We start from the raw sequence: 25,425 nt of genomic DNA on the forward strand, positions 1-25,425 counted from the left end.
CGGCTCCCCCGTCGTCGTCGCCCGCCGCTGCGGCTGCGCCGGCGTGCTATTTGTTTTTGGCCACGGCCTGGAGGAGTTCCGGCGTCCGGCGGTCATACCAGCGGCCGCCCAGCTCGATGCCGACCACCAGCAGGACCGCCCCGAGCACGAGGCCGACAGCCAGCGCCAGCCAGCCCCACAGCGCGTCGCCGGTGAAGACGCCGATCAGCGCCAGCACCAGTTCCGGCAGCGAGAGCAGCACCAGCACGCCGAGGCCCCCGAGCTGGACCAGCATCATCCGGGCGGTCGACCCGGGCGGGGTCTTGAACGGGCTCTCCCCCGGCAGCGGCACGTTGTAGGTGTAGCGGGCCGAGACCACGCTGGACAGGCCCAGGCCGGTCAGCAGCACGCCGAGGGCCACCCCGGAAACGGGCGGCAGCAGGTGCCACCCGCCGATGAACACGAACGGCAGCACGGTCAGCACGACGGTGGCCGGCAGCGCGATCACCGCGCAGGCCGCGGCCCGGCCGATCCGGTCGGCCCGACCGCTCACGCCGGTGGTGACGTGCAGCGCGAACGCCGTGTTGTCGTAGGCGATGTCCGCGGAGATGCCGAAGGACAGCAGGAAGGCGATCATCGGGCCCAGCCACAGCATGAAGGTGAAATCGCCGGTCTGCGAGAGGCCGAAGAAGACCGCCACCGGAATGAGCGGAATGGACACCAGGGACGCCCCGTAGCGGGGATCCTTGAACCAGTAGATGAGCGCGCGCGCCGCCACGGCTCCGGCAGGGGTGCCGGGCATCCGGGAGAACCAGCCCAGTTTGCCGCCGGCTTTCCGGGACACGGCGTTGTACGGCGGGGTGACCAGTGCACGGGCCAGGCTGAGCTTCCACAGCCAGGCCAGCACGGCCAGGAAGGCCACCGCGATGAGCAGCCGGGCCCCGGCCGCGCCCCAGTTGCCCAGGGCCAGGTCGCCGGGGACGGCCCAGACCGCGCCCAGCGGCGACCAGGCCAGCCCCTCGGTCAGGGCCGGCAGGAAGTCCTGCGAGCTGCGGAACCCCTCGACGATGCCGACCATGATCGGTCCCAGCAGCACCAGCGGGATGATGCCGATGACGCCGCTGAGGTCCTTGAACCGGCGCGAGCTGGCCAGCGTTGTGGACGCCGACGTCGTCACGCGGGAGAGCACCACGCACGTCAGCGTTGCGACCAGGGCGCACAGGACGGCGGCCACGAGCGCTGCCGGGTGCTGCCACCAGGCGGCCGCGTGCCCGAGCGCGGCGACCAGCGTCACCACGCCCGGGATGCCGACCAGGCCGCCGATGGCGAGCCCGAGCAGCAGCTGGCGCATGGGCACGGCGTAGGTCACGAACCGGGCCGGGTCCAGTGTCATGTCCACGCCGGTGGCCATCATCGGGATCAGCGCCCAGCCCAGGAAGGCCGCGGAGCCGCCCAGCACCACCACCATGCGGGCCATGTCCGGCTCCGTGTAGCTGAGGAAGAACAGTCCGGAAATCAGCAGGGTCAGCATGCCGATCGCGTACAGGCCGCCGAGGATTACGCCCACCAGCTGCCACGGGCTGCGTTTGAAGCCGTTGCGCAGCAGCGCCAGCTTCAGCCTTACGAGGTGCGCAACCACTCGAGCCCCTCCGCCTGGGTCCGTCCGCCGACCAGCTGGACGAAACGCTCTTCGAGGCTCGCGCCGGCGCGGACCTCGTCCACGGTGCCGGCGGCCAGCACGTTGCCGCCGGCGATCACCGCCACGTGGTCGCACATGCGCTGGACCAGGTCCATGACGTGGCTGGAGACGATCACCGTGCCCCCGGAGTCCACGTAATCGTGGAGGATGTCGCGGATGTTCGCCGCGGAGACCGGGTCTACGGCCTCGAACGGTTCATCCAGCACCAACAGCTTCGGCGCATGGATCAGTGCGGTGGCCAGGGCGATCTTCTTTGTCATGCCGGCGGAATAGTCCACCACAAGGGTGCCGGCGTCGTTGGTCAGGTCCATGGCGCGCAGCAGGTCCGGTACGCGGGCGGCCACGGTCTCCCGGTCCATGCCCCGCAGCAGCCCGGCGTAGGTGACCAACTGCTCGCCGGTCAGCCGGTCGAACAGCCGGACGCCGTCGGGCAGCACGCCCATCAGGCGCTTGGCCGTCAGCGGCTCGGCCCAGACGTCCACGCCGTGCACCCACACCTGGCCGTAATCCGGCCGCAGCAGCCCGGTGGCCATGGAGAGCGAGGTGGTCTTGCCCGCCCCGTTCGGCCCGACCAACCCGTAGAAGGATCCGGCGGGCACGTCCAGGTTGACGCCGTTGACGGCGATCTTGTCGCCGAAGCGCTTGGCCAGGCCGCGCACCGCCAGGGCGGGAACGGGGGCCTGGGCGGGAACGGGGGCCTGGGCGGGAACGGGGGCCTGGGCGGGCGCGGCAGCCGGCGCCGCGGCCGTGGGGCCGGGCGCCGGGTACCCGTGCGGGGCGGCGCCGCCCGGCACCGGTACCGCGCTGCTGTTCTGCTCGTCCGGCTGCTGGACCGGTGGTTGTGATGGGTGCGAAGTCATGTGTCCACGCTAACAACCGGGGGTTCACCGGGACGTCATCCGCAAGGACTAATATTTCTCCGCCACCGCGGCACGCTCGTATTGCGGCGCCCACGCCAGTTCGTGGCCCAGTTCGACGGCGGCGCGCTGCCACCAGTGCGGGTCGCGCAGCGCCGCCCGGGCGAGCAGTACCGCGTCCGCCGAGCCTTCCCTGATGATGGAGTCGGCCTGCGCGGCCGTGGTGATGAGTCCGACGGCGCCGGTCGGGATGCCGGCTTGGCGCCGGATGGCGGCCGCGAAGGGCACCTGGTATCCCGGCCGCAGCGGGATGTTCGCTCCGAGCACCGCGCCGCCACTCGAGACGTCCACCAGGTCCACGCCGCGGGCAGCGGCCTGTTCCACCACGTCGGCCACGGCCTCCGGTTCCAGGCCGCCGTCCGACCAGTCGGAGGCAGAGACTCGCAGCAGCAGCGGCATGGCGTCCGGGATGACGCCGCGGACCGCCTCCACCACCTCCAGCAGCAAACGGGCACGCCCGGCGGCCGTACCGCCCCAGCCGTCGGTGCGGGTGTTGACCAGCGGCGAGAGGAACTGGTGCAGCAGGTAGCCGTGGGCGCCGTGGATCTCCACGGTGTCGAAGCCGGCCCAGACGGCACGCGCCGCCGCGTCGCGGAAGTCCGCGATGACCTGCCGGATGCCGGCCTCGTCCAGGGCGTCGGGCGCCGAGTAGCGGCCGAAGGCGGCAGCCGTCGGGCCCACGGTCCGCCAGCCGCCCTCGGCGGGCGGCACGGAGCCGGATTTCGGGGCGAAGGGCGCGTAGGTCGACGCCTTGCGCCCAGCGTGGGCCAGCTGGATCCCGATCTTGGTGTCCGCCGAGCCGTAGCTGTGCACGAACTCCGTGATCCTGCCCCACGCCTGGGCCTGGTCGTCGGTCCAGATGCCGGTGTCCTCGGGACTGATCCGGCCGGCCGCGTCAACCGCTGTCGCCTCGGTGAGGATCAGCGCGGCCCCGCCGGCGGCGAACTGGCCCAGATGCATCAGGTGCCAGTCGTTAGGCGTCCCGGGCGCGTCCCCGCGCCGCACCGAGTACTGGCACATCGGCGCCACCCAGCCGCGGTGCAGGAGCTGCAGACCGCGCAGTTTCAGCGGCTCGAACAAACCGCCGGCCACAGCCTGCGCCATTTAGAAGAGCGCCCTGGCCAGAGCCTGGCGTGCCTTGGACACCCGCGGGTCGGTGCTGCCCACCACGTCGAACAGCTCCACGAGGCGGGCCCGGGCGGCCTCCCGTTCATCCCCGGCGTGGCGGCTGATGAAACCCACCAGGCGGGCGAAGGCGTCCTCGACGTGGCCGCCCGAGACGTCCAGGTCGGCGACGGCCAGCTGGGCCTGCAGGTCGTCGGGCCGGTCGGCGGCAGCGGCGCGCAGCCCGGCCGCATCGGCCCCCTGCAGCCGCTGCAGCAGCTGGACCTGGTACAGGCCGGTGCGCGCCTCGTCGTCCGCCGGCTGCTCGGCCAGCGCCTTCTGGTACGCCGCGGCGGCGCGATCAAAGTCGCCGGCCTCGATGGCCTCGAACGCTTCCTGGTGCAACGGCGGCAGCGGCTTCTCTTCCTCGGCCGGGGCCTCCCCCGCACCGGGCGCGGTGCCGGTGACGCCGTTGGCCTGTGCCACCTTGAGCAGCTCGTTGACGAACTGCCGCAGCTCGTCGGCCGTCGCCGCCCCCTGGAACAGCGGGATCGGCTGCCCCTTCAGGAGCGCCACGGCGGCCGGCACGCTCTGCAGCTGGAAGGCCTGGGCGATGCCGGGACTGGCATCGACGTCAACCCGGGCCAGCACAAAGCGGCCGGCGAACTCGTTCGCCACCTCCACCATGGCGGAGGCCAGCTGCTGCGCCAGGTCGCTCCACGACGCGGTCAGTTCCACGATCACGGGGACCTGTGCGGACAGCTGGACGAGCGGCTGGAAGCTCTGCTCGTTGACCTCGACGATGTAGCCCGGAGCTTCGCCTTCACCCGCTGCCGGCGCGTTGGCGGCGGCCGGCATGCCTCCCGCCGGCGGCTGCGGCTTTTTCAGCGCGGACAGGTCGACGGCGCCGCGGAGGCTGACGGAAGACGGCGCGGGGCCCTGTCCTGGAGTTGGAGTGGTCATGACATCACACTAATACGTCTCGGTCGGCGTCCGGAATTTCCCGACCGGGCCGGCGGGCGCGGCCCGGTCGGCCCGGGGCTACTTCAGCTCGGCGTCCACCAGGCCCTGGGCAACGCCCACCAGGGTGAGCCGGTCGTCGGAACCGGCCGGCGGCACGTACAGGAAGACGGACTCGCCGTAGGTCACGTCCACGCCTTCCGTGGTCGAGTCCTCCCCGGCCAGCGCCGCGAACTCGGGCGAGAGTTCCACGGTGGCACCGGCTTCGGCCGGCACGCTGCTCATCACCGACTCCATGTGGCCGAACACCACGGCGCCACCGTCGGCGGTGCGCAGCGCCCGCAGCGAGCCGTCGTCGACGCTGCGGCTGAAGGAGATGTCAGCGTTTTCGTTGGATTCCACCTGGTCTTTTTGGAACGCCCGGATCTGCTCGGAGAAGGTGTTCTTGCCGATCGCGTCCTTGTGCTTGCCGTCGTCGAGATTCTCCGCGACCATTTTCACCGCCGCCTGCGGCGAGTGCAGCAGACCTTCCCCGGCGTCCGGCGCCACGGCCGGCGTCCCGCCGCTCTCGGTGGAGACCTGCGGGAAGGTGGTGCCCGGCAGCATCTGGAGCGCGCCCACCATCCGGTAGTTCGAGCGCGGATCCTGCTGCACCAGCACGATCACCTGCGGCACCGGATTGTCCTCGCCCTCCGTGACCGTCACGACCGTCCGCGGCCAGTCGGCACTCGTGCTGACCATCGAGGTCAGGATCGGCCCGGCAGCCACCGGGACGGGAGCCGCCGCCTCGCCGTTTTCGGCCCGCACCTTGTAGTTGGCCTCGCGGACGGTCAGGGCGGCCCCGGCGACCCGCGGCTTCAGCTTGCCGGAATCCCGCGCCGAGTCCGCGTCCGAGACCGCCTTTGCCACCGAGTCCATGATCCGGGTCAGTTGGCCCTCCAGCACCACCGGGTGGCCGGCGGCTCCCCCGGCGTCCTGGGACGGGGCGGCCGGCGAGGCTGCGTGGGCGGGAAGCACGGCGCCGGAGGCCAGGAGCATGGCCGCGCCCGCCGCGGCGGCGGCGCGCAGGCCCAGCTTCGGGCGTTCCATCAGGGAACGGCGGCCCGCTGACCGGTCGCCCTGTTCGGGCTTCTCCAGGCCCGCGCCCCCGGGCACGGACTGGCCGGGACGGCCAGCCGGAACGCTGCCGCCGGACTGAGCCAGCGGGGTCGTTTCCGGGCCGCCTGCGTTCGGCCGGCCGCTGCCGCCCCGGGGGTCGGAGTCGCCGCCGGGGACGGGCCGGTTCGGACGGCGGGACACCACGGCCAGCGCCACCCCGAGCACCAGCAGCAGGGCGCCGATGATCATCAGGGCCAGCGACCACGGCACCGAGGTGTCGTTCGGCCAGGTGACGGTCACCGTCGTCGGCGCCGGCTCGGTGCCGTCCGCGGCCAGCAGGATGGACCACTCGCCGTCGGCCGGGGCCAGCCACCGGTGCTCGAGGCTGCCCTCGGCCTGCTGCTGGCTCACCCACAGGTCGGAACCCGCCGGGTTCGGCACCTTGGCCTCGCCCTCGGTCACGGTTCCCTGCAGCTGCCCGTCCTCGATGCCGGTCAGGGAGGTGTGCGCCGCCTCTCCGACCCAGGCCTCGACGTCGCCCGCGCGGCCGACGGCCAGCAGGAACTCGCCGTCGGCCTCCACCGAAACGTCCACTTCTTCTTCGTGGACACCGAAGACTTCCGGTTCGATGACGGTCACGGGTGCGGTCGCATCGGCTGCCGTGTAGGTGGCCGAGGCGCGCTCGGGCGGTGCCCACACGGTCCGCTGGGCGATGCCCAGCGCGATGGCCAGTAGGCCGATCACCATCAGGGCCACTGAAATCTTAAGACGCACAAAAATACCAATCGTCGATCGCTGCAGGAAGGAAGGGCCGCAGGGACGCCCAAGCCTCCAGGGCCGGCCGGGGTGCCCGCCATCGGTCATGCTTTATAACCCTATGGTAACGAACCCTCTCGGCCGTCCGTGCGCGGCCGAACCGTGTGGTCCGCCGCGGACGGCCTTTTGCCCTTTTTGCCGTCGGCATCCGCTGCCACACCATACCGGACTGGTAGTCTTTCGCTCAGAATTGCCCCTATCCTGCGCCGTTGTTGCTTAGCGCGTGACAAGTGCGCCCGCCCGCTGCTTCAGCGGCTGCAGGCGGAAGAGAGGATGCTGCGTGAGCGAACCCCGGGATGCCCCCACGCCCGCCGCCGGCAACGGGTCGCCGGCCGAGGGCCAGCCGGCCGACCTCGCGGCACCGGTCCCGGATCCCGCCGCGCCGGCCGGCTCCCCGGCCTCTGCGCCGGTCATGGCGGCGCGCCGACACGCGGTGCTCGGCGCCCTCGGGCGCCTCGGCGCGTCGATGCCCCGCGCCCGGCCGCGCGTCCGCTTTCAGATGCCGCCCGAGGACGATTCCCCCGCCGCCGCCGCCCGCGACGGCGCCGCAGGCACCGACTTCTCCCCCGCCCGGCACCCGATCCACTTCGGATTCATGGCCACGGTCGGCGTCGGTTTCGCGCTGCTGCTCTACTTTGTGCTGACCAACGTCGGTGAGCTGCTGGCGTGGATCGCGGCGGCGCTCTTCATTGCCCTGGGGCTCGATCCGATCGTCCGCTGGCTGGAAAGCAAGGGGCTGCCGCGTCCGGCCGGCGTCATCATTGTGGTGCTGATCCTGGCCGGGCTGATCGCGGCGTTCATCTCCACCCTGATCCCGACCATCGTCAACCAGACCACGCAGATCGTGGCCAACGCTCCGCGCTACGTCGAGGACATCCTGAACTCGGCCATCTTCCAGACGATCGATGCGCAGTTCCAGGTCCGGGAGCGGATCGACATCGAACTGGAACGGTTCTTTGCCAGTTCCGAGAACGTCACGGGCATCTTCGGCGGCGTCCTCGGCGTCGGCAGCGCCGTGCTCCAAGGCGCGTTCGGGGCGCTGATCGTGCTGGTGCTCACGCTGTACTTCCTGGCGTCCCTCCCGGCGCTGAAGGTCTGGGCCTACCGGCTGGCTCCGCGGTCCAAGCGGCGGCAGGTGCAGCGCCTGTCCGAGGAGATCACCGGCAGCGTGGGCAGCTACGTGATCGGCCAGGCCTGCGTGGCGCTGATCAACGCCGCGGTGGCATTCATCGCCATGACCATTGCTCAGGTGCCGTTCACGGCCTTGCTGACCTTCGTCGTCGGCCTGCTGGCCTTCATCCCGCTGATCGGGGCCGTGATAGCCGGCGGCTTCGTCTCGCTGGTTGCCCTGACCGTGGGCTGGCAGCCGGCGCTGCTGTTCGCCGTCATCTACTTTGCCTACCTGCAGATCGAGGCCTACTTCGTGTCGCCGCGCATCATGCAGCGTGCGGTGGCCGTCCCCGGCGCCGTGGCAGTGATCGCCGTGATTGCCGGCGGTTCCCTGATGGGCGTTCTGGGTGCACTGATGGCGATTCCGGCCGCGGCATCGGTGATGTTGCTGCTGAAGGACGTCTTCATCGTCCGGCAGGACCGGAACTGAGGCCGGCTCAGCGGTAGCGGAAACTGCGGGTCTGCCAGCAGCGCGGATGCCAGTGCCGCCGCTCGGCCAGCGCCGTCTCGCCGCCGAACAGCGAGTCGGCCTGCCAGGCGACCAGATGTTCGATCCCCGGGCCGATCGTCCGGTTGCAGCCCGGGCAGGTGTACTCCTTGGCGGCGTTCGACGGGGTGATGCGCCGCACGTTCCATTCGCCGTCGGGCGCGTTCTGGCGCTCCGGGATGCCCGCGCGGGCGCGGTCCAGGTCCAGCTCGTTGGCCCGCGTCCACTTGCTGCTGCCGGCCCCTGAGCGGCGGCGCGGGCGGTTGGAACGGGGCATGCCACCATTCTGCCCCACCGGCGCGGCCCGGACCGAACGAGCCCGCCCGCCGCGGCACCGGACCGACCACGCAGCATGCACCGGTAAAGTGGCCTACTGTGCGTCTTGTCATTGCCCGTTGCTCCGTTGACTACATCGGCCGCCTCCGCGCCCACCTGCCGCTGGCCACGCGCCTGCTGATGGTGAAGGCGGACGGCTCCGTCCTGATCCATTCCGACGGCGGTTCCTACAAGCCGCTCAACTGGATGAGCCCGCCGGCGAATCTCCGGGTGGCGGAGCCGGAGGCCGACGACGCCTCGTCGGGCGTCCGCGAAGTCTGGCACGTCCAGCATGCCAAGAGCGACGACCGCCTGGTGATCAGCATCCACGAGCACCTGCACGAGTACAGCCACGACCTCGGCGTGGACCCGGGGCTGGTCAAGGACGGCGTGGAGGCCGACCTGCAGCGCCTGCTGGCCGAACAGATCCACCGCCTCGGCCCCGGCCACACGCTGGTGCGGCGCGAATACATGACGGCGATCGGGCCGGTGGACATCCTGGCGCGCAACGCCGACGGCGGGACCGTGGCCGTGGAGCTCAAGCGGCGCGGCGACATCGACGGCGTGGAACAGCTGACCCGCTATCTGGAGCTGCTCAACCGCGATCCCCTGCTGGCTCCGGTCAAGGGCATTTTCGCGGCCCAGCAGATTAAGCCGCAGGCGCGCGTGCTTGCCGCCGACCGGGGCATCGAATGCCTGACCCTCGATTACGACGAGATGCGCGGCGTGGACGACGCCGACTCCCGCCTGTTCTGACGCCCCGGGCGGGCGTGTCAACAGCGCCCGCTTTCCCGCCGCCGGTGCCGGGTTCGGCGCCCGCGGGCCGGTACTTAACCCCGCGTCGAACTCTCGCTTAATAAAAGATTGAATTGTCCTTTGTACCGTTGACCGCCCATGGGGCTTGTGTGATGCTTAACTCAGTCTTTGTGTAGGTGTGGTTTTCATGCTCGCAAGACGTGTTGCGAGTGTGAAGCTCCACGGCGTCCGGCCCGCAGGCCGTGTCGTTTGGATCTTCCACGGAGTAACCGGGTTGGTACGAGGTGTGCCGGCTTGTTTTTGTTCCACGATGAGGAGATGTAAATGGCACAGGGGACCGTTAAGTGGTTTAACGCGGAAAAGGGCTTCGGCTTCATCACACCGGATGAGGCCGACGGCGACGTCTTCGTTCACTACTCTGAAATCCAGTCGGGCGGATTCAAGACCCTCGACGAAAACCAGCGCGTGAGCTTCGAGATCGGCCAGGGCGCCAAGGGCCCCCAGGCCACCGGCGTCACTGTCATCTAGCTTCGGCTTGGCAGGCGGGCCGTCCACGGCACCGCACCGCTCACAGAACCCCTCCGATGCGTTCGGAGGGGTTCTGTGTTTTCCGGCGTCGGATCTTACGGCGTCAGGCGGGCAGCTTCGGCGGTCCCAGCCGGACCACGTCTCCGCCCAATGCGCGCAGGCGCTCGTCGAACCGCTCGTATCCCCGGTCAATGTGCTCCACGCCGTGGACCTCGGTGGTGCCGTCGGCCACCAGCCCCGCGATCACCAGCGCGGCGCCGGCTCGGATGTCGTTGGCCTCGACCGGGGCGCCGGAGAGCTGCGGCACCCCCTTGATCAGCGCATGGTGCCCGTCCAGCCGCACCACCGCTCCCAGCCGGGCCAGTTCGGAGGTGAAGCCCCAGCGCGCCTCGAACACGTTTTCCGTCACCATGCCGTGCCCGTCCGCGACGGCATTGAGCGCGACGACGAACGGCTGCAGGTCCGTGGGAAATCCGGGGTACGGCAGCGTGGAGACGTTGATCGGCCGCGGGCGCTCCGGTCCTTCCACCGTGAAGCCGTCGTCCCTGCTGGTAATCCGGCAGCCGGCCTGTTCCAACTTGTCCAGGACCACGGCCAGGTGGCCGGGATTGGACCTGGCTACGTCCACGGTTCCCCCGGTGACGGCAGCGGCGAAGGCCCACGTCCCGGCAACGATCCGGTCCGGCACGGTGCTGTGGCTCACGGGCTGCAGGCTCTCCACACCGGTGATGACCAGCGTGGGCGAGCCGATCCCTTCGATCCGGGCGCCCATCGAGACCAGCAGGTCCGCGATGTCGGTGATCTCCGGTTCCCGCGCCGCGTTGTCGATCACCGTCACTCCCCGGGCCAGGGTCGCGGCCATCATCAGGTTTTCGGTGGCGCCGACCGACGGATACGGCAGGCGGTGGTGGGTCCCGTGCAGCCCCTGCGGCGCCTTGGCCACGAGGTAGCCGTGATCGATGCTGATGTGGGCGCCCATCTGTTCCAGCCCGGCCCGGTGCATGTCCAGGCCGCGGCTGCCGATGGCATCTCCCCCGGGCAGTGCCACTTCCGCCTGCCGGCAGCGTGCCACGAGCGGGCCGAGCACGGAAATGGAGGCGCGCATGGCGCGGACCAGGTCGTAGTCTGCCTGGTGCGCCGGCGCGGCCGGGACGTCGATGTGGACGCTGGCGGCGTCGACGTCGTAGTCCACCGCGCAGCCGAGCCGGCGCAGCAGTTCCGACATGATCCAGACGTCCTGAATGTCCGGCACATTCGTGATCGTGGAACGGCCCTGGGCCAACAGCACCGCGGCCATCAGCTTCAGGACGCTGTTCTTGGCGCCGGGAACCTCCACCCGCCCGTTGAGCGAGCTGGGGCCGTGCACCACGATCACGTTCTCCATGGAAACCATCCTACGGTTGGGGCGGGACTGTGCCGGTTATGAACGGCTGTGCCGGTTAAAGACGGACGGCGCGGCTCCCGGAAGAGCCGCGCCGCAGAGGAATCTCAGCGCCAGGTGCCGATGCCGATCACCGGCCCGGCTTCCAGCCAGGACGAGAGACCCGCATAGACGTCGAAGGTCATTGCCATCGACAGATCCTGTTTTTCGTGCGTGAGCATCACGACGATCGCACCGGGCTGGATCTTGGCCCGCTCGGTTTCGGTCGGCTGCCGCCAGCCCTGTAGTTCCAGCGAACTGCGCCGGAACCGGTAGCGCGGTTTGGGACTCAACGACAGCAGGCGCAGCCATTCCAGGTGCGTGTCCGTATAACGACAAACCCCCATCTGCCAGCTGCCGGGCAGCATGGCGATGGAGGCGTCGAAGGTGCCCAGGGCGCGCCGCAGCTGGTAGCGGCGCACCCCGAAGGCGACCAGTGCCAACACCAGCAGCAGGAAGACTGCGGCCAGTATGGCGAACGTGACGTCGAGACCGTTCACCGGCGGCTAGCGGGTTCCCGCCGTAGCCTCGTCGCCAACCGTCGCATTGTCTGCGACGATGACGACCCGGTTGCTGTCGACCGAGAAGAACCCGCCGTCGACATTCACGTTGATGCGCTCACCGGAGACCGGCTCGATGGCCAGCTCGCCGGCGGCCAAGACCGCCAGCACCGGGCTGTGCCCGGGCAGGATCCCGATCTCGCCGTCGCTGGTCCGCGCCCTGACCATTGTTGCCGGCCCCGACCACACGAAGTGGTCCGCGGCAACAATCTCAACTTCCAGTTCAGCAGAAATATTAGCCACAGGCCTTACTTCCCGGTCTGTTCCTGGATCTTGGCCCACTGGCGCTCCACGTCGTCCAGGCCGCCCACGTTGAAGAAGGCCTGCTCGGCGATGTGGTCGAGCTCGCCGTCGCAGATGGCCCGGAAGCCCTCCACGGTGTCCTTGATGGAGACCGTGGAACCCTCGACGCCGGTGAACTGCTTGGCGGTGTAGGTGTTCTGCGACAGGAACTGCTGGATGCGGCGGGCACGGGCGACGACGATCTTGTCCTCTTCGCCCAGTTCGTCAATGCCGAGGATGGCAATGATGTCCTGCAGTTCCTTGTTCTTCTGCAGGATCTGCTTCACACGCACCGCGGTGTTGTAGTGGTCGTGCCCAATGTACTGCGGATCCAGGATGCGCGACGTCGAGGTCAGCGGATCCACAGCCGGGTACAGGCCACGGGAGGCGATTTCACGGGACAATTCCGTGGTCGCGTCCAGGTGGGCGAAGGTCGTCGCCGGAGCCGGGTCGGTGTAGTCATCCGCGGGGACGTAGATCGCCTGCATCGAGGTGATCGAGTGGCCCTTGGTGGAGGTGATGCGTTCCTGAAGCACGCCCATCTCGTCGGCCAGGTTCGGCTGGTAGCCCACGGCCGAGGGCATGCGGCCCAGCAGCGTGGAGACCTCGGAACCGGCCTGCGTGAAGCGGAAGATGTTGTCGATGAACAACAGCACGTCCTGCTTCTGCACATCGCGGAAGTACTCCGCCATGGTCAGGGCGGACAGGGCCACGCGCAGACGCGTTCCCGGCGGCTCGTCCATCTGTCCGAACACCAGGGCGGTGTCCTTGAGCACGCCGGCTTCTTCCATTTCCACCCAGAGGTCGTTGCCCTCACGGGTACGCTCGCCAACACCGGCGAACACGGAAGTACCGCCGAAGTTGCGGGCCACACGGGTGATCATTTCCTGGATCAGCACGGTCTTGCCCACGCCGGCGCCGCCGAACAGGCCGATCTTGCCGCCCTTGATGTACGGGGTGAGCAGGTCGATCACCTTGATGCCGGTCTCCAGCATCTCGGTGGAGCCTTCCAGCTCGGCGAAGTTCGGAGCCTTGCGGTGGATCGGCCAGCGCTCGGTGATCTCCAGCTGGGATGCCTCGACGTCCAGCGGCTCGCCCAGGACGTTGAAGATGTGGCCCTTGACGCCGTCGCCCACGGGCACGGTGATCGGGGACCCGAGGTCCTGGACCGTGGTGCCGCGGACCAGTCCGTCGGTGGCCTGCAGCGAGATGGCGCGGACCATGTTGTCGCCCAGGTGCTGCGCGGTCTCGAAGGTAATGGTGCGGGTCTCGCCGTTGAGGGTGACCTCAGCGGTGAGGGCGTTGTACATTGCGGGGATTGCGTCCGCCGGGAATTCGACGTCGACAACCGGGCCGATGACACGGGCGATACGGCCGGTAGCGCCCGTAGCGACGGAACCGGCTCCGTGCTCGATGGTTTGGGCAGTCATCTTTCTCACTTCTCAGTTTCGATGGCGTGGTTTATGTGTGCTGTTGCTGCAGGGACTTATCAGGACGCTGCCAGGGCGTCCGCGCCACCGACAATCTCGGTGAGTTCCTGCGTAATCTCTGCCTGCCGCGCGTTGTTGCGCAGACGGGTGTACTTCTCGATCAGGTCGGTGGCATTGTCGCTGGCCGACTTCATCGCGCGCTGTCGTGCCGCCAGCTCGCTGGCAGAAGCCTGGAGCAACGCGGCAAAGATGCGCGACTCGATGTAGCGCGGCAGCAGTGCATCCAAAACCTGCTCGGGCTCCGGCTCGTACTCGTACAGCGGCAGCAGATCGGTCTCTGCGGTGGCCTCTTCTTCCACGACTTCCAGCGGCAGCAGTCGGATGACCGCGGGCTCCTGGGTAACCATGGACTTGAAGCGGGTGTAGACAATGTGGAGCTCGTCTACGCCACCGTCCTCATACGGCGTGTTGAAGTCGGAGAGCAGTGCCTCGCCGATCTCGCGGGCGGTCGCGAACTCAGGAGCGTCCGTTCCGCCCGTCCAGACCTGCTGGTACTGAATGTTCCGGAAGTCGAAGTAGGCCTGCGCCTTGCGGCCGACCAGGTAGTGGCGGACTTCCTTGCCTTCTCCATGAAGCAGCTCGGTCAGGGCCTGGGCCTGCTTCAGCACGGACGCGGAGTACGATCCCGCCAGACCGCGGTCGGAGGTCAGCACGAGCACGGCGGCCCTGCGGATCTGCTCCGGCTCGGTGGTCAGCGGATGGTCGATCTCGGACTGCGAGGCCACGGCAGAAACGGCACGGGTGATCGCATTGGCGTACGGCAACGAGGCCGCGACGCGGCTGCGGGCCTTGCCAATGCGTGAGGCGGCGATCAGCTCCATCGCCTTGAAGATCTTCCGCAGCGACGAAGTCGATGCGATCTTCTGGCGGTAGACCCGAATCTGGGCTCCCATACTCTTCCTTTCCTCGTCCTCGGCGGCCGGACGGAACCCTCAAGTGGTTCCGCCCGGCCAACGAAGATGAATTAGCGCTTCTGCTTGACGATCTGTTCCTGGGCGACTTCGTCTTCGGCCAGGGGGTCGTACTCTTCGTGGCCGGCGCCGACCAAGCGGCTGTCGCCCTCCCCGAAGAAGCCCTGCTTGAAGTCCACGATCTGCGACTTCAACTCGTCCACGGTCGAATCCTCGAGCAGATTCGTCTGGGCGATCGTCGTCAGCACCGAGCTGCGGTGCCGCAGGTGCGAGAGGAACTCGGTCTCGAACCGGGTGACGTCCTCGACCGGAACATCGTCCAGGTAGCCGTTGGTGCCGGCCCAGATGGACACAACCTGGTTCTCCACCGGGTACGGCGTGTACTGGCCCTGCTTCAGCAGTTCCATGAGGCGCGCACCGCGGGTCAGCTGCTGGCGCGACGCCGCATCGAGGTCCGAGGCGAACATGGCGAACGCCTGCATGTCGCGGTACTGGGCCAGGTCCAGCTTCAGCGTGCCGGAAACCTTCTTCATGGCCTTGACCTGTGCCGCACCGCCCACGCGGGAGACGGACACGCCGACGTCCACGGCGGGACGCTGGTTGGCGTTGAACAGGTCGGACTGCAGGAAGATCTGGCCGTCCGTGATGGAGATGACGTTGGTCGGGATGTAGGCCGAGACGTCGTTCGCCTTGGTCTCGATGATCGGTAGGCCGGTCATCGAACCCGCGCCCAGCTCGTCGGAGAGCTTGGCACAACGCTCCAGCAGGCGGGAGTGCAGGTAGAACACGTCGCCCGGGTAGGCTTCGCGTCCCGGCGGGCGGCGCAGCAGCAGCGACACGGCGCGGTAGGCTTCGGCCTGCTTGGAGAGATCATCAAAGATGATCAGGACGTGCTTGCCGGAGTACATCCAGTGCTGGCCGATGGCCGAACCGGCGTACGGCGCCAGGTACTTGAAGCCGGCGGGATCGGAGGCCGGAGACGCCACGATGGTGGTGTACTCCAGCGCACCCTTGTCCTCCAGGGTCTGGCGGACGGCGGCGATGGTCGATGCCTTCTGGCCGATCGCCACGTAGATGCAGCGGACCTGCCGGTTGACGTCGCCGGACTCCCAGTTGGCCTTCTGGTTCAAGATGGCGTCGACGGCGATGGCGGTCTTGCCGGTCTGGCGGTCGCCAATGATCAGCTGGCGCTGTCCGCGGCCGATCGGGATCATCGCGTCGATGGCCTTCATGCCGGTCTGCAGCGGCTCGTGCACGGACTTGCGCTGGGTAACGCCCGGAGCCTGCAGCTCCAGTGCGCGGCGCTCGTGCGATTCGATCGGGCCCTTGTCGTCGATGGGGAGGCCCAGCGGGTCCACGACACGGCCGAGGAAGGCGTCGCCGACCGGTACGGACAGGATCTCACCGGTGCGGTGAACTTCCATGCCTTCTTCGATGCCGGTGAATTCACCGAGGATCACCACGCCGATTTCGCGGGTGTCGAGGTTCTGGGCCAGGCCCAGGACGCCGTTCTCGAAACGCAGCAGTTCGTTCGCCATGGCCGAGGGAAGACCCTCGACACGGGCGATGCCATCGCTGGCGGTGGTCACGTGGCCGACTTCGACCCGCTCGGCGCTTCCGGGTTCATAGGACGCCGCGAACTCGTTCAGCGCATTGCGGACGTCGTCGGCGTTGATGGTCAATTCGGCCATCTGCAGTCCCTGCTCTCCTGTGTTTATGATCATCGCGTGGTGCGCGACGACCGGTGTGTTTTTCAGTCTGTGTGAGGCTTCCGGCCCAGTCTCCGCGAGGAGGCTAAACCGCGAGACTCCGGCGGAGTTCGGCCAGGCGGGAGATCACGGACGCATCCACGACCTCATCCCCGACCATGACCCGCACGCCGCCAACCAGCCGTGGATCAACGTTAAAGTGGATCCGCAGCTCCCGGCCGTACAACCGGTTGAGCCCGGGCTGCAGGCGGCTCATCTGTTCGCTGGTCAGCGGACGGGTAACGCTGACCTCCGCGATCCAACGTTGCTGGCGCTTGGCCACCAACTGGATGAACCGCTCTACCAGGGCCGTGGGCTTGATGCCGCGCGGGGCGGTTACCGCCTGCCGGATCAGCAGCTGTGCTACGGGACCCGCGGCCGGCACCAGCTTCAGTGCCAGCGCCGACTTGGCTTCGTCCGAAGCCTGCGGTTCAAGCAGGGCACGCTGCAGGTCATGGTCCGACCCGACAATGCGGTTGAACGCGAACAGGTCCCTCTCCAGACCTTCGAGTCCGTCAACACCCTGGCCCTCTGCAACGGCGACAGCCGTCGTGGCCGCCAAGGTCTCCAAGGCGTCCCCGATGTCGCGCGCAGAGGCCCAACGCGCGGCAGCCAACGAGGTGGCGATGGCCCGGGCATCAGCCGAGACCTTCCCCTCGAGGAGGCGACCGAACATGTCGGCCTTCTCCGTGCTGTCGCGCGCCGGATCGGTCAGGGCACGGCGCAGACCGGCATTGCTGTCCAGCAGGCCCAGGATCCCAAAGAGTTCCTCTGCCAGGGACAGCGAAGCGGTGGGAAGCTTAGCCTCCAGTTCCTGCTGTGCCGCTTTCAGTGACTCGCTCGATACACCGGCCATTATTTAGCAGCACCTGCACTCTGAGACTCAAGGTCGGCGAGGAAGCGGTCCACGACGCGGGCAGCGCGCGCGTCGTCGTTCAGCGACTCGCCGACAATCCTGCCGGCCAGTTCAGTGGCCAGGGTGCCGACTTCGCTGCGCAGCGATGTCACGGCTGCCTGACGCTCTGCATCAATCTGGACCTGGGCCTGCTCGCTGATGCGTGCAGCCTCTGCCTGGGCCTTTTCCTTCAGCTCCGCCAGGATCTGGGCGCCTTCGGCGCGGGCGTCCTCGCGGATGCGGTTGGCTTCCGCGCGGGCGTCCGTCAGCTGCTGCTTGTACTCGTCCAGCGCAGCGCTGGCTTCGGCCTGGGCGGCCTCCGCCTTGGCGATCCCGCCCTCGATGGCTTCGGTGCGCTCCGCATACGTCTTCTCGAACGCCGGAACGACGACCTTGGCGACGATGTACATGAGAATCGCGAAGCCGATCAGCGTGACGACGATTTCCCAGATGTTAGGGATCAGAGGGTTAACACCCTCCGCGGCGGCGAGGATCATTGCCTGATTCATATCTCACCCGTCCTATCTATTCGGTGTGGAAAATAAGCGTTCGGTCTTAGACACCGATGACGAACGCGAACACCAGTCCGAGGATAGCCAGAGCTTCAGTCAGGGCCAGACCCAGGAAGGCGATCGGCTGCAGCACACGCTGTGCCTCGGGCTGGCGAGCGACACCGTTGATGTACGCGGCGAAGACCAGACCCACACCGATGGCACCGCCGATTGCGGAGAGGCCGTATCCGATGAGGTTGAGGCTACCGTGGATTTCCATTTTGTTCCTTTCAAGATGCCCGTCGGGCAGGTTGTTGGTTCAGGCGCTTCCCCAGAGGGGAAATCTAGTGTTCCTCGGCCAGGGAGCCTTGGATGTAGATCGCGGTCAGCAGGACGAACACGTACGCCTGCAGGACCTGGATCAGGATTTCGAAGAAGTACATGGCGACGCCGCCCGCAATGGTCAGCACTCCCAGCGGCTTGAACCAGAAGTCGGCTTCGACCAGCAGGTATTGCGAACCGGCGGCGGCCAGCATGATGATCAGGTGGCCGGCCAGCATGGTGGCGAAGAGACGCAGGCTGTGCGTGACCGGGCGGACCAGGAAGGTGGAGATGATCTCGATGAGGACGACCAGCGGAAGGATCGCCTTCGGAACGCCGGTGGGAACGACGGCGAGCTTGAAGTAGCCGATGCCGTGCTTCTTGATGCCCAGCGCAATCCAGGTGATGTAGACGACGCCGGCCAGAGCGTAGGCCGTGCCCACGTGCGACGGGGTGGGCAGCTGCAGCAGCGGAATGGAGCCGAAGAGGTTGTTCACCAGGATGAAGAAGAACAGTGCCATCAGCAGCGGGACGAACGGCCTGAAGTCGCGCTCACCGATGATGTCCTTGCCCACCGAGTTGCGGACGAAGTTGTAGCTCATTTCGCCCAGGTGCTGCAGCTTGCCGGGGACAAGCTGGCGGCGGCGGGAGGCCGCCACGAAGAACCAGGAAATCAGTGCGACGGATAGCAGGACCAGCAGCATCTGCTTGCCGAAGCCCTCACCGTACGGGGCCATCCACGGGAGAACCTCCGGTAGATGCATATCTTCGAGGGTCGGTGGGACGAAGCCACCTTCATCAGCGGCCGCCGGAAGCGCAAGCGCGATCAACGCGTTTCCTCTCTGCAGTGTCCATCTTTGGGCGTTTCAGGGTGGGTCGCCATCGAGGCAGGCCACCATATGAAGTTTTCTGACATTTAGGTGTGGTCCCCCGCGCCATTCTCATGGCGGCGCCGGGCGCCGCGCGTGAGGTTGTGTTTGCGGGCCAGATAATATCCGCCTCCAGCGCCCAGAACGGCACCGACGAAAATCAGCCAGCGGGTATCCAACAGATAGTCCAAACCCCAGCCTACCAAACCCCAGGCGATGATCCCGCCAAGGATATAGGTGAGGACGGTGTTGCCGCCCTGGTAAGTGGAATCGTCCCCGGAACCGCTCCGGGAGGGGCCGGATGTGCCCTTAACCGCCATGTCCAATCTCCCCTTCCGCTTGCTGCCGGCGGTCCGCCGGCTCCGGTTCGGGATCGGCGTACAGCTGATGGCGGGTGCGCGAGAAGGCGAACACTTCGGCCGCCTGCCAGACCACCACGGTGGCCACCGCCGCCACGAAGAACCAGGTCCGCTCGAGCCACATCGGGGTGCCGATGAGGAAGAGAGCCGCCCCAAAGCCCACCACTTTGATGATGTAGGTGGCGATGAAGGCGCCGATGGCGCCGGAAGGATTGGACCGCCCCACGTAGTGGCCCACCAGCAGGCTGATGGCGAAGAACAGCACCACCAGCGCCGCCCCGAGCAGGGCACTCAGGGCACCTGCCGCACCCGCCGCCACCGTCGACATCACGATGACCAGCCCGGCGGTTGCGCCGCCGGCGACCAGGGCGGACCGCAGGATCTTCAGCCACGGCGACCGGGTGGGACCGGATGCAGCGACAGCTGCGCCAGCGGCGGGGTGGCCGTCGTGGCGTGAAGCGCGCATTGGTAGTCCGTTTTCGATCGCGGTGCGGGGCGGGCCGGAACGGCCGGGTTTATTCTACATGAGATAGAACTTGCCGACGAGTCGGGGCCCGCCGTTACGCCGCCGGGTTGGCGGCGTTGGATGTGCGGCGGCTGAAGAGCACCGGCGCGCGCAGATAAAAAACAACGACGGCGGCGCACGCGGCGATGGCTGCCGCCTTGCCCGCGAGGCCCGATTCGGCCGCCAGGTAGCCGCAGAAGCCGGTCAGCAACGTACAGCCGGTGACCAGCAGCGCCGACTGCACGTGGCTGAAGCCCACGTCCGTCAGCCGCTGGTAGGCGTGCTGCCGGTGCGGCGTGTACCACCGCTCCCCCGCGCTGATCCGGCGCAGCAGCGTGGCGAGCGTATCGGCCAGGTAGATCGCCACCGGTCCCAGCAGGTACTCCGCCTGCACGCCGTCCAAAAAGGCGGTGATGCCCAGCATGGCCAGGCCCGCCCCCAGCAGGTAGCTGCCGACGTCGCCCAGGAAGACGTTCCCGCGGCCCAGGTTCCAGGGCAGGAACGCCACAAAGGCGGCCGCCACCACGGTCCCGCCGACCACCAGCCAGCCGTGGCCAGTGATGGTGCCGGTAGCGGCGAACATCAGTCCGACGGCAGTGCCGTGCAACCCGGAAATCCCGTTGATGCCGTCCATGAAGTTGGCGATGTTGATGTAGGCCGCCAGGGCCAGGGCGCCCAGCGGCAGCCACCACCAGGTCTCGCCGGTGAGTCCGATGGCAAGTGCCGTGCCGCCGACGCCGATGCCCAGCTGCAGCGCGGCCCGGCCGCGGATGGACAGTCCCCGGAAGTCTTCGATCCAGCCCAGCAGCGCCGCGGCGGCGGCCACACCGGCGACCGCGAGCAGCAGCTGCGGCGCCTCGACGGCACCGCCGAGCGCGGCGATCAGCAGGCCTGCCAGCAGCCCGGCCGCCACCGTGATGCCCACGCCGCGGACGACGACGCGCGTGTGCGAGGACCGCTCGTTCGGCACGTCCAGCACGCCCAGCCGCTTGAGCATCGGGATCAGCGCGAAAGGCAGCACCAGGCTGAGAAGAAGGGCCGCGGCCACGGCCACCACGGCTGCGGTCACGAGGCCCGCTCCCGCCCGTCGTCCTTAAGCCCGGCCTCGAGTTCGTCGTCGTCGGCCACTGCCGCCGGGACCACGTCGTCGAGTTCGTCGTCGGCGGCCACGGCCGCCGGGACCACGTCCATCGCCCCGGTCGAGGCCGAGATCAGGTCCTGCCGGCTCTTCCACTCGGCCAGGCTCATCCGGTCCGGGTCCAGGCCCTCGATGGAGGCGTGCGAGATTTTGGGGTGCAGCGGACGGGAATCGCTTTCGCCCTCCCCGATCAGGTCTTCGTGCAGCTTTTCGCCGGGGCGCAGGCCGGTGAACACTATTTCCACGTCCTTGCCCGACATCGCGATCATCCGCTCGGCGACGTCCAGGATCTTCACCGGTTCGCCCATGTCGAGGATCAGCACTTCCCCGCCGCTGCCGATGGCGCCGGCCTGGATCACCAGCTGGCAGGCTTCCGGAATCGTCATGAAGAACCGGGTGGCCGCGGCATCGGTGACCGTGACCGGACCGCCCTTGCGGATCTGCTCGCTGAACAGCGGCAGCACCGAACCGCGGCTGCCCAGCACGTTGCCGAAGCGGACGGAGACGTACTTCTGCCCGGTCTGCTGCGCCACCCAGGCCGTCAGCTTTTCCGCCACGCGCTTGGAATGGCCCAGCACGGTGGTGGGGTTGGCGGCCTTGTCGGTGGAAATGTTGACGAAGGTCGCCACGTGCGCGGCGCGGGCGGCGCGCAGCACGTTCAGCGAACCGAGCACATTGGTCTTCCAGGCCTCCTCCGGATACTGCTCCAGCAGCGACACGTGCTTGAGCGCCGCGGCGTGGAACACCACTTCCGGCTTCCGGTCAAGGAAGATGGCCTCGAGTGCGGCTGGGTCGCGGATGTCGGCCAGCACGGTATCCCTGCCCGTGAGCAGGCCCTTGCCGGTGATCGAAATCTGCGTGCCCTGCAGCCCGGTCTCGTCGCGGTCCAGCATGATCAGCTCGGCCGGCTGGAACGCGTGGATCTGGCGGCACAGCTCGGAACCGATGGACCCGCCGGCGCCCGTGACCAGCACGCGCTTGCCGGTGACGTAGTGGGCAATCTCTTCGACGTGGATATCCACCGGCTGCCGCCCGATGAGGTCCTCGATGTCCACCTCGCGGAAGGAGAAGTCCTGGCGGCCGGTGAGCATTTCCTTCAGCGGCGGTACCACCAGCACCCGCATGTTCCGGCCCGCGATGCTGTCGGAGATCTGCCGCATCCGCGCGGAGTCGATGTCCGCGATCGCCACCAGCAGCACGGTCGCCCCGGTGCGGTACGCGATCTCCGGCAGGTCCTCCATCCGGCCCAGCACCGGGACGGAGGCGATGCGCAGGTGCTTTTTGGCCGGATCGTCGTCGATCAGCCCCACCGGCAGCCAGGGCGAGGCCGGGTCGTTGCTCATCCGGGTCACGATATTGTTGCCGACGAAACCGGCGCCGTAGATCAGCGTCCGCTCGGCCTCGTCCCCCGGCTTGGCCTTGCTTTCCACATACATCCGCTTCAGGTAGCGGACGGCGGCCATGAACAGGCAGGCGAACGGGAAGGCAATCAGGCCGGTGCCGCGCGCGATGCCCAGCGAGATGCCGAACAGCAGCAGTCCCACGCTCAAGATCAACGACACCGAGATGGTCACCATGACCAGCAGCTTGGCCTCGTGGAAGCTGCCGAAACTGTAGCGGCCCTTATAGAGGGCGAACGCAGACCCGACGGCCATTTGGGCCGCGATGGCCACCGCACAGAGCAGGATGATGCCGGGAATCTTGGTCAGGCTCAGCGTCATCTCGTAGCGCAGGAAGACGGCCAGCACGATGGCCAGGACCCAGGCCAGGGAGTCCAACAGGATCTGCGACCAGAGCCACAGGGCCCGGTCGCTGCTGGCGGTCTTGCCGCGGGGAAGAGCGGAATCGTGGCTCATGCCTCTACAGTCTCCCCCAGGCCCAGGATGCCCGGCACGACGGTGCGCAGTGTTTCCAGGCTGATCGTGCCCTCGCGGACCACCCGCAGTGCGGCGGAGGTGCAGTCGACGATGGTGGAGGGCACCGCCGTCGTGCCGTCGACGGGCCGGAAGCCGTCTTCCAGGTAGACGTCCACGGACTCGGCCAACTGCTCCCTGGCCTGCGCGGCCGTCTGCGCCGACGGCTGCCCGGTGCGGTTCGCGGAGGACACGGCCAGCGGCCCGGTGGCCGCCAGCAGCTCCAGCGCCAGTTCGTCGTCGGGCATGCGCAGGGCGACGGTGCCCTTGGTTTCGCCCAGGTCCCAGGTCAGCGACGGCTGCGCGCGGAAAATCAGGGTCAGCCCCCCAGGCCAGAAGGTGTCGGCCAGGGCCCGGGCCTCGTCGCTCACGTCGGTGGCCAGCCCGTCCATGGTCTGCGGCCGCGGCACCAGCACCGGCGGAGGCATTTTGCGCCCGCGTCCCTTGGCGGCCAGCAGGGTGGCCACGGCCTGCGGCGAGAACGCGTCGGCGGCGATCCCGTAGACGGTATCGGTCGGCAGGACAACACACTGCCGGTCGGCGATGGCGGCCTGGGCTGCCGCCAGTCCCTCGCTGCGGGCGGCGTCGTCGTCGCAGTTATACGTAGTGCTCACAGACTCATTGTTCCATTCTCATAACCGTTGGGCCGACGTGGCCCGCTCGCGCCCGGTCAGATCGTAGCGGGTGGCCACCTGGTCCCAGCATCCGGCCGTGCGCAGGAGGGAGTGCACGGCAGCGGCCTGGACTTCGGCGTGCTCCATGATGAAATGGCCGCCCGGCTTCAGCAGCCGCGCGGCCGTCGCCGCCGTCGCCGCCGGCAGTTCCATGCCGTCCGCTCCCCCGCCGTAGAGCGCCATCTGCGGGTCGTGCTCGGCCACTTCGGGCTCGCGCGGGACCGCTTCGGCGGGGATGTACGGCGGATTGGAGACGACGACGTCGAACGTGCCGTCGTGCGCGGACAGCGCCGTGCGCAGGTCCTCCCGCAGGAGGGTGACGCCCAGCGGCGCCAGGTTCCGTTCGGCCCAGGCGTGGGCGAGGGCGCTCAGTTCCACCGCGTAGACGGTGGCCGTGGGAACCTCGCTGGCCACGGCGGCGGCGATCGCGCCGGAGCCGGTGCCCAGGTCCACCACTTTGGCCGCGGGCAGGGCGCGGGCGCGGTCGATCGCGTGCTGGGCGACGGTTTCGGTTTCCGGGCGCGGGACGAACACGCCCGGTCCCACCTGCAGTTCGAGATGCCGGAAATAGGCGCGGCCGGTGATGTGCTGCAGCGGGATGCGGGTGGCCCGCTCGGCCACCAGGTCCTCGAGCCCGGGCGGAGGTTCCGTTCCCAGCAGCGCCAGCGCGCGGACCCGCCCCGGGGAAACGCCCAGCAGGTGGGCGGCGAGCAGTTCGGCGTCCACCCGCGGCGAGGGGACGCCGGCCTCGGCCAGCCGCGCGGCGGCGGCGGACAGGGCGTCGGCCAGGTTTGTGGCGGGCACTGCTGGCTAGTTTTCCTCGCCCAGGGCGGCCAGCCGGTGTTCCTCGTCCGCCTGGATGGCGGACTGGATCACCGGTTCCAGTTCACCGTTCATCACCGCGTCCAGGTTGTAGGCCTTGTAGCCGGTGCGGTGGTCGGCAATCCGGTTTTCCGGGAAGTTGTAGGTGCGGATGCGCTCGGACCGGTCCATGGTGCGGATCTGCGACTTGCGCGTCTCGGAGTTCGCGGCGTCGATCTGCTCCTGCTGGTGGGCCAGCAGCCGCGCCCGGAGCACGCGCATGCCGGCCTCGCGGTTCTGCAGCTGGGACTTCTCGTTCTGCATCGCGACCACGATGCCGGTGGGCAGGTGGGTGATGCGCACCGCCGAGTCGGTGGTGTTCACGGACTGGCCGCCCGGACCCGAGGAACGGTAAACATCGATCTTCAGGTCGTTCTGATGGATGTCCACTTCTTCCGGCTCGTCCACTTCCGGAAGCACCAGGACGCCCGCGGCGGAGGTGTGGATGCGGCCCTGCGATTCGGTCACCGGAACGCGTTGGACGCGGTGCACGCCGCCCTCGAACTTGAGCCTGGCCCAGACGCCTTCGGACGGGTCGTTGGAGTTGCCCTTGATGGCCATCTGGACGTCCTTGTAACCGCCCAGGTCGGACTCGGTCGCGGAAATGATTTCGGTTTTCCAGCCGCGGGATTCGGCGTAGCGCATGTACATCCGGAGCAGGTCGCCGGCGAACAGTGCCGCCTCGTCACCGCCTTCGCCGCCCTTGACCTCGATGATCACGTTGCGCGCGTCGTCCGGATCGCGCGGGATCAGCAGGCGGCGGAGCCGTTCCTGGGCGATTTCGAGTTCGGCTTCGAGTCCGGGCACCTCGGCCGCCAGCTCGGGATCCTCGTCGGCGAGCTCGCGTGCCGCTTCGAGGTCGTCCGCCAGGTGGGACCAGCGCTTGTGCGCCTCGACGATGCCGTTCAGCTCCGCCGACCGCCGGCCCAGCTTCCGGGCGCGCGCCTGGTCGGAATAGACGGCAGGGTCGCTCAATTCCTTCTGGAGCTCGGCGTGCTCGTCAAGAAGCCCCTGAACGGACTCAAACATCTTCAAACCTCTTTCGACTCACAACAAGTCTAAATAGCAATGGCGGTAGTGCGGGCGAAGCGCCCTTAAACGACAAGCCGCCCAGCACACGCCGACCCGCGCAGAGGCGGGACCGGCCCATGTGGGCGGC

25 protein-coding genes and 1 pseudogene are annotated in these 25,425 nt (G+C 68.3%); 3 read left to right on the forward strand and 23 right to left on the reverse strand.

Annotation, left to right across the window (positions count from 1 at the left end; genetic code table 11):
* Nucleotides 1–46: 46 nt before the first annotated feature.
* The 5 genes from AC5RVZ_RS18255 to AC5RVZ_RS18275 form a co-directional block, all read right to left on the reverse strand.
* A complete protein-coding gene (locus AC5RVZ_RS18255) occupies nucleotides 47–1,618 on the reverse strand; it encodes a transporter (RefSeq protein WP_494067173.1) in 1,572 nt (523 codons plus the stop codon).
* Nucleotides 1,600–2,538, reverse strand: coding sequence for an ABC transporter ATP-binding protein (locus AC5RVZ_RS18260; protein ID WP_494067174.1), 939 nt, complete (start codon nucleotides 2,536–2,538; stop codon nucleotides 1,600–1,602). Before AC5RVZ_RS18260 ends, AC5RVZ_RS18255 begins: the two co-directional genes overlap by 19 nt.
* A 48-nt stretch (nucleotides 2,539–2,586) precedes the next feature.
* A complete protein-coding gene (locus AC5RVZ_RS18265) occupies nucleotides 2,587–3,699 on the reverse strand; it encodes an NADH:flavin oxidoreductase/NADH oxidase (RefSeq protein ID WP_494067175.1) in 1,113 nt (370 codons plus the stop codon).
* Nucleotides 3,700–4,662: a tetratricopeptide repeat protein gene (locus tag AC5RVZ_RS18270; protein ID WP_494067176.1), complete on the reverse strand. Its 963-nt coding sequence runs from the start codon at nucleotides 4,660–4,662 to the stop codon at nucleotides 3,700–3,702.
* Nucleotides 4,663–4,740: 78 nt separating this feature from the next.
* Nucleotides 4,741–6,504 carry a DUF8094 domain-containing protein gene (locus AC5RVZ_RS18275; protein WP_494067556.1) on the reverse strand — a complete coding sequence of 588 codons (1,764 nt, stop codon included), beginning with the start codon at nucleotides 6,502–6,504 and terminating at the stop codon, nucleotides 4,741–4,743.
* Nucleotides 6,505–6,853: 349 nt separating this feature from the next.
* Between AC5RVZ_RS18275 and AC5RVZ_RS18280 the strand changes: the two genes are divergently transcribed.
* On the forward strand, nucleotides 6,854–8,173 hold the full coding sequence (locus AC5RVZ_RS18280) for an AI-2E family transporter (RefSeq protein WP_494067177.1): 1,320 nt from the start codon (nucleotides 6,854–6,856) through the stop codon (nucleotides 8,171–8,173).
* Nucleotides 8,174–8,180: 7 nt separating this feature from the next.
* Here the strand turns inward: AC5RVZ_RS18280 and AC5RVZ_RS18285 are convergent, their stop codons facing one another.
* Nucleotides 8,181–8,507, reverse strand: a complete 327-nt coding sequence (locus AC5RVZ_RS18285; protein ID WP_494000114.1) for an Rv1322 family protein — start codon at nucleotides 8,505–8,507, stop codon at nucleotides 8,181–8,183.
* Nucleotides 8,508–8,605: 98 nt separating this feature from the next.
* On the opposite strand from AC5RVZ_RS18285, the gene nucS reads away from it, so the two are divergent.
* Both nucS and AC5RVZ_RS18295 read left to right on the forward strand, forming a co-directional pair.
* Nucleotides 8,606–9,301, forward strand: a complete 696-nt coding sequence (gene nucS / locus AC5RVZ_RS18290) for an endonuclease NucS (protein ID WP_494000115.1) — start codon at nucleotides 8,606–8,608, stop codon at nucleotides 9,299–9,301.
* 324 nt (nucleotides 9,302–9,625) lie between these two features.
* Nucleotides 9,626–9,829 (forward strand): cold-shock protein, encoded by a 204-nt coding sequence (locus tag AC5RVZ_RS18295; protein WP_136787594.1) that lies wholly within the window; start codon nucleotides 9,626–9,628, stop codon nucleotides 9,827–9,829.
* 103 nt (nucleotides 9,830–9,932) lie between these two features.
* On the opposite strand, the gene murA is transcribed toward AC5RVZ_RS18295, so the two are convergent.
* From murA to prfA, 17 genes and pseudogenes are all read right to left on the reverse strand, one after another.
* Complete coding sequence (gene murA / locus AC5RVZ_RS18300) at nucleotides 9,933–11,213, reverse strand: UDP-N-acetylglucosamine 1-carboxyvinyltransferase (protein ID WP_494067178.1); 1,281 nt, start codon at nucleotides 11,211–11,213, stop codon at nucleotides 9,933–9,935.
* Nucleotides 11,214–11,317: 104 nt separating this feature from the next.
* Nucleotides 11,318–11,749 (reverse strand): DUF2550 domain-containing protein, encoded by a 432-nt coding sequence (locus AC5RVZ_RS18305; protein WP_493989254.1) that lies wholly within the window; start codon nucleotides 11,747–11,749, stop codon nucleotides 11,318–11,320.
* Nucleotides 11,750–11,755: 6 nt separating this feature from the next.
* Nucleotides 11,756–12,052, reverse strand: a complete 297-nt coding sequence (locus AC5RVZ_RS18310) for a F0F1 ATP synthase subunit epsilon (protein WP_493979723.1) — start codon at nucleotides 12,050–12,052, stop codon at nucleotides 11,756–11,758.
* Nucleotides 12,053–12,057: 5 nt separating this feature from the next.
* Complete coding sequence (gene atpD / locus AC5RVZ_RS18315; protein ID WP_494000119.1) at nucleotides 12,058–13,521, reverse strand: F0F1 ATP synthase subunit beta; 1,464 nt, start codon at nucleotides 13,519–13,521, stop codon at nucleotides 12,058–12,060.
* A 59-nt stretch (nucleotides 13,522–13,580) separates the two neighbouring features.
* Nucleotides 13,581–14,474, reverse strand: a complete 894-nt coding sequence (locus AC5RVZ_RS18320; protein ID WP_494067179.1) for a F0F1 ATP synthase subunit gamma — start codon at nucleotides 14,472–14,474, stop codon at nucleotides 13,581–13,583.
* A gap of 71 nt (nucleotides 14,475–14,545) precedes the next feature.
* Nucleotides 14,546–16,183, reverse strand: coding sequence for a F0F1 ATP synthase subunit alpha (gene atpA / locus AC5RVZ_RS18325; RefSeq protein WP_494000121.1), 1,638 nt, complete (start codon nucleotides 16,181–16,183; stop codon nucleotides 14,546–14,548).
* Nucleotides 16,184–16,286: 103 nt separating this feature from the next.
* Entirely contained in the window at nucleotides 16,287–17,096 is an 810-nt protein-coding gene (locus tag AC5RVZ_RS18330; RefSeq protein WP_494067180.1) for a F0F1 ATP synthase subunit delta, read from the reverse strand.
* Nucleotides 17,096–17,644, reverse strand: a complete 549-nt coding sequence (locus tag AC5RVZ_RS18335; protein ID WP_494067181.1) for a F0F1 ATP synthase subunit B — start codon at nucleotides 17,642–17,644, stop codon at nucleotides 17,096–17,098. Before AC5RVZ_RS18335 ends, AC5RVZ_RS18330 begins: the two co-directional genes overlap by 1 nt.
* A 46-nt stretch (nucleotides 17,645–17,690) precedes the next feature.
* A complete protein-coding gene (locus AC5RVZ_RS18340; protein WP_494000124.1) occupies nucleotides 17,691–17,906 on the reverse strand; it encodes a F0F1 ATP synthase subunit C in 216 nt (71 codons plus the stop codon).
* Nucleotides 17,907–17,970: 64 nt separating this feature from the next.
* Nucleotides 17,971–18,777, reverse strand: coding sequence for a F0F1 ATP synthase subunit A (gene atpB / locus AC5RVZ_RS18345; RefSeq protein ID WP_494067182.1), 807 nt, complete (start codon nucleotides 18,775–18,777; stop codon nucleotides 17,971–17,973).
* Nucleotides 18,778–18,863: 86 nt separating this feature from the next.
* Nucleotides 18,864–19,136, reverse strand: a complete 273-nt coding sequence (locus tag AC5RVZ_RS18350; RefSeq protein WP_494067183.1) for a hypothetical protein — start codon at nucleotides 19,134–19,136, stop codon at nucleotides 18,864–18,866.
* Nucleotides 19,126–19,641: a Cg1360 family ATP-synthase-associated protein gene (locus tag AC5RVZ_RS18355; RefSeq protein ID WP_493979716.1), complete on the reverse strand. Its 516-nt coding sequence runs from the start codon at nucleotides 19,639–19,641 to the stop codon at nucleotides 19,126–19,128. The genes AC5RVZ_RS18350 and AC5RVZ_RS18355 overlap by 11 nt, the downstream gene beginning before the upstream one ends.
* A 94-nt stretch (nucleotides 19,642–19,735) precedes the next feature.
* A complete protein-coding gene (locus tag AC5RVZ_RS18360) occupies nucleotides 19,736–20,749 on the reverse strand; it encodes an MraY family glycosyltransferase (RefSeq protein WP_494067184.1) in 1,014 nt (337 codons plus the stop codon).
* The gene (locus AC5RVZ_RS18365) at nucleotides 20,746–22,674 is read right to left on the reverse strand and encodes a polysaccharide biosynthesis protein (RefSeq protein ID WP_494067185.1); all 1,929 of its coding nucleotides are present in this window, start codon (nucleotides 22,672–22,674) and stop codon (nucleotides 20,746–20,748) included. Before AC5RVZ_RS18365 ends, AC5RVZ_RS18360 begins: the two co-directional genes overlap by 4 nt.
* A gap of 11 nt (nucleotides 22,675–22,685) precedes the next feature.
* Nucleotides 22,686–23,345 (reverse strand): annotated as a pseudogene (locus AC5RVZ_RS18370) (L-threonylcarbamoyladenylate synthase); the annotation flags it as partial.
* A gap of 18 nt (nucleotides 23,346–23,363) precedes the next feature.
* Nucleotides 23,364–24,209 carry a peptide chain release factor N(5)-glutamine methyltransferase gene (gene prmC, locus AC5RVZ_RS18375; protein WP_494067186.1) on the reverse strand — a complete coding sequence of 282 codons (846 nt, stop codon included), beginning with the start codon at nucleotides 24,207–24,209 and terminating at the stop codon, nucleotides 23,364–23,366.
* 6 nt (nucleotides 24,210–24,215) lie between these two features.
* Nucleotides 24,216–25,295, reverse strand: a complete 1,080-nt coding sequence (gene prfA / locus AC5RVZ_RS18380; protein ID WP_494067187.1) for a peptide chain release factor 1 — start codon at nucleotides 25,293–25,295, stop codon at nucleotides 24,216–24,218.
* Nucleotides 25,296–25,425: the final 130 nt, after the last annotated feature.

Source organism: Arthrobacter sp. Cza30 (assembly GCF_059090765.1).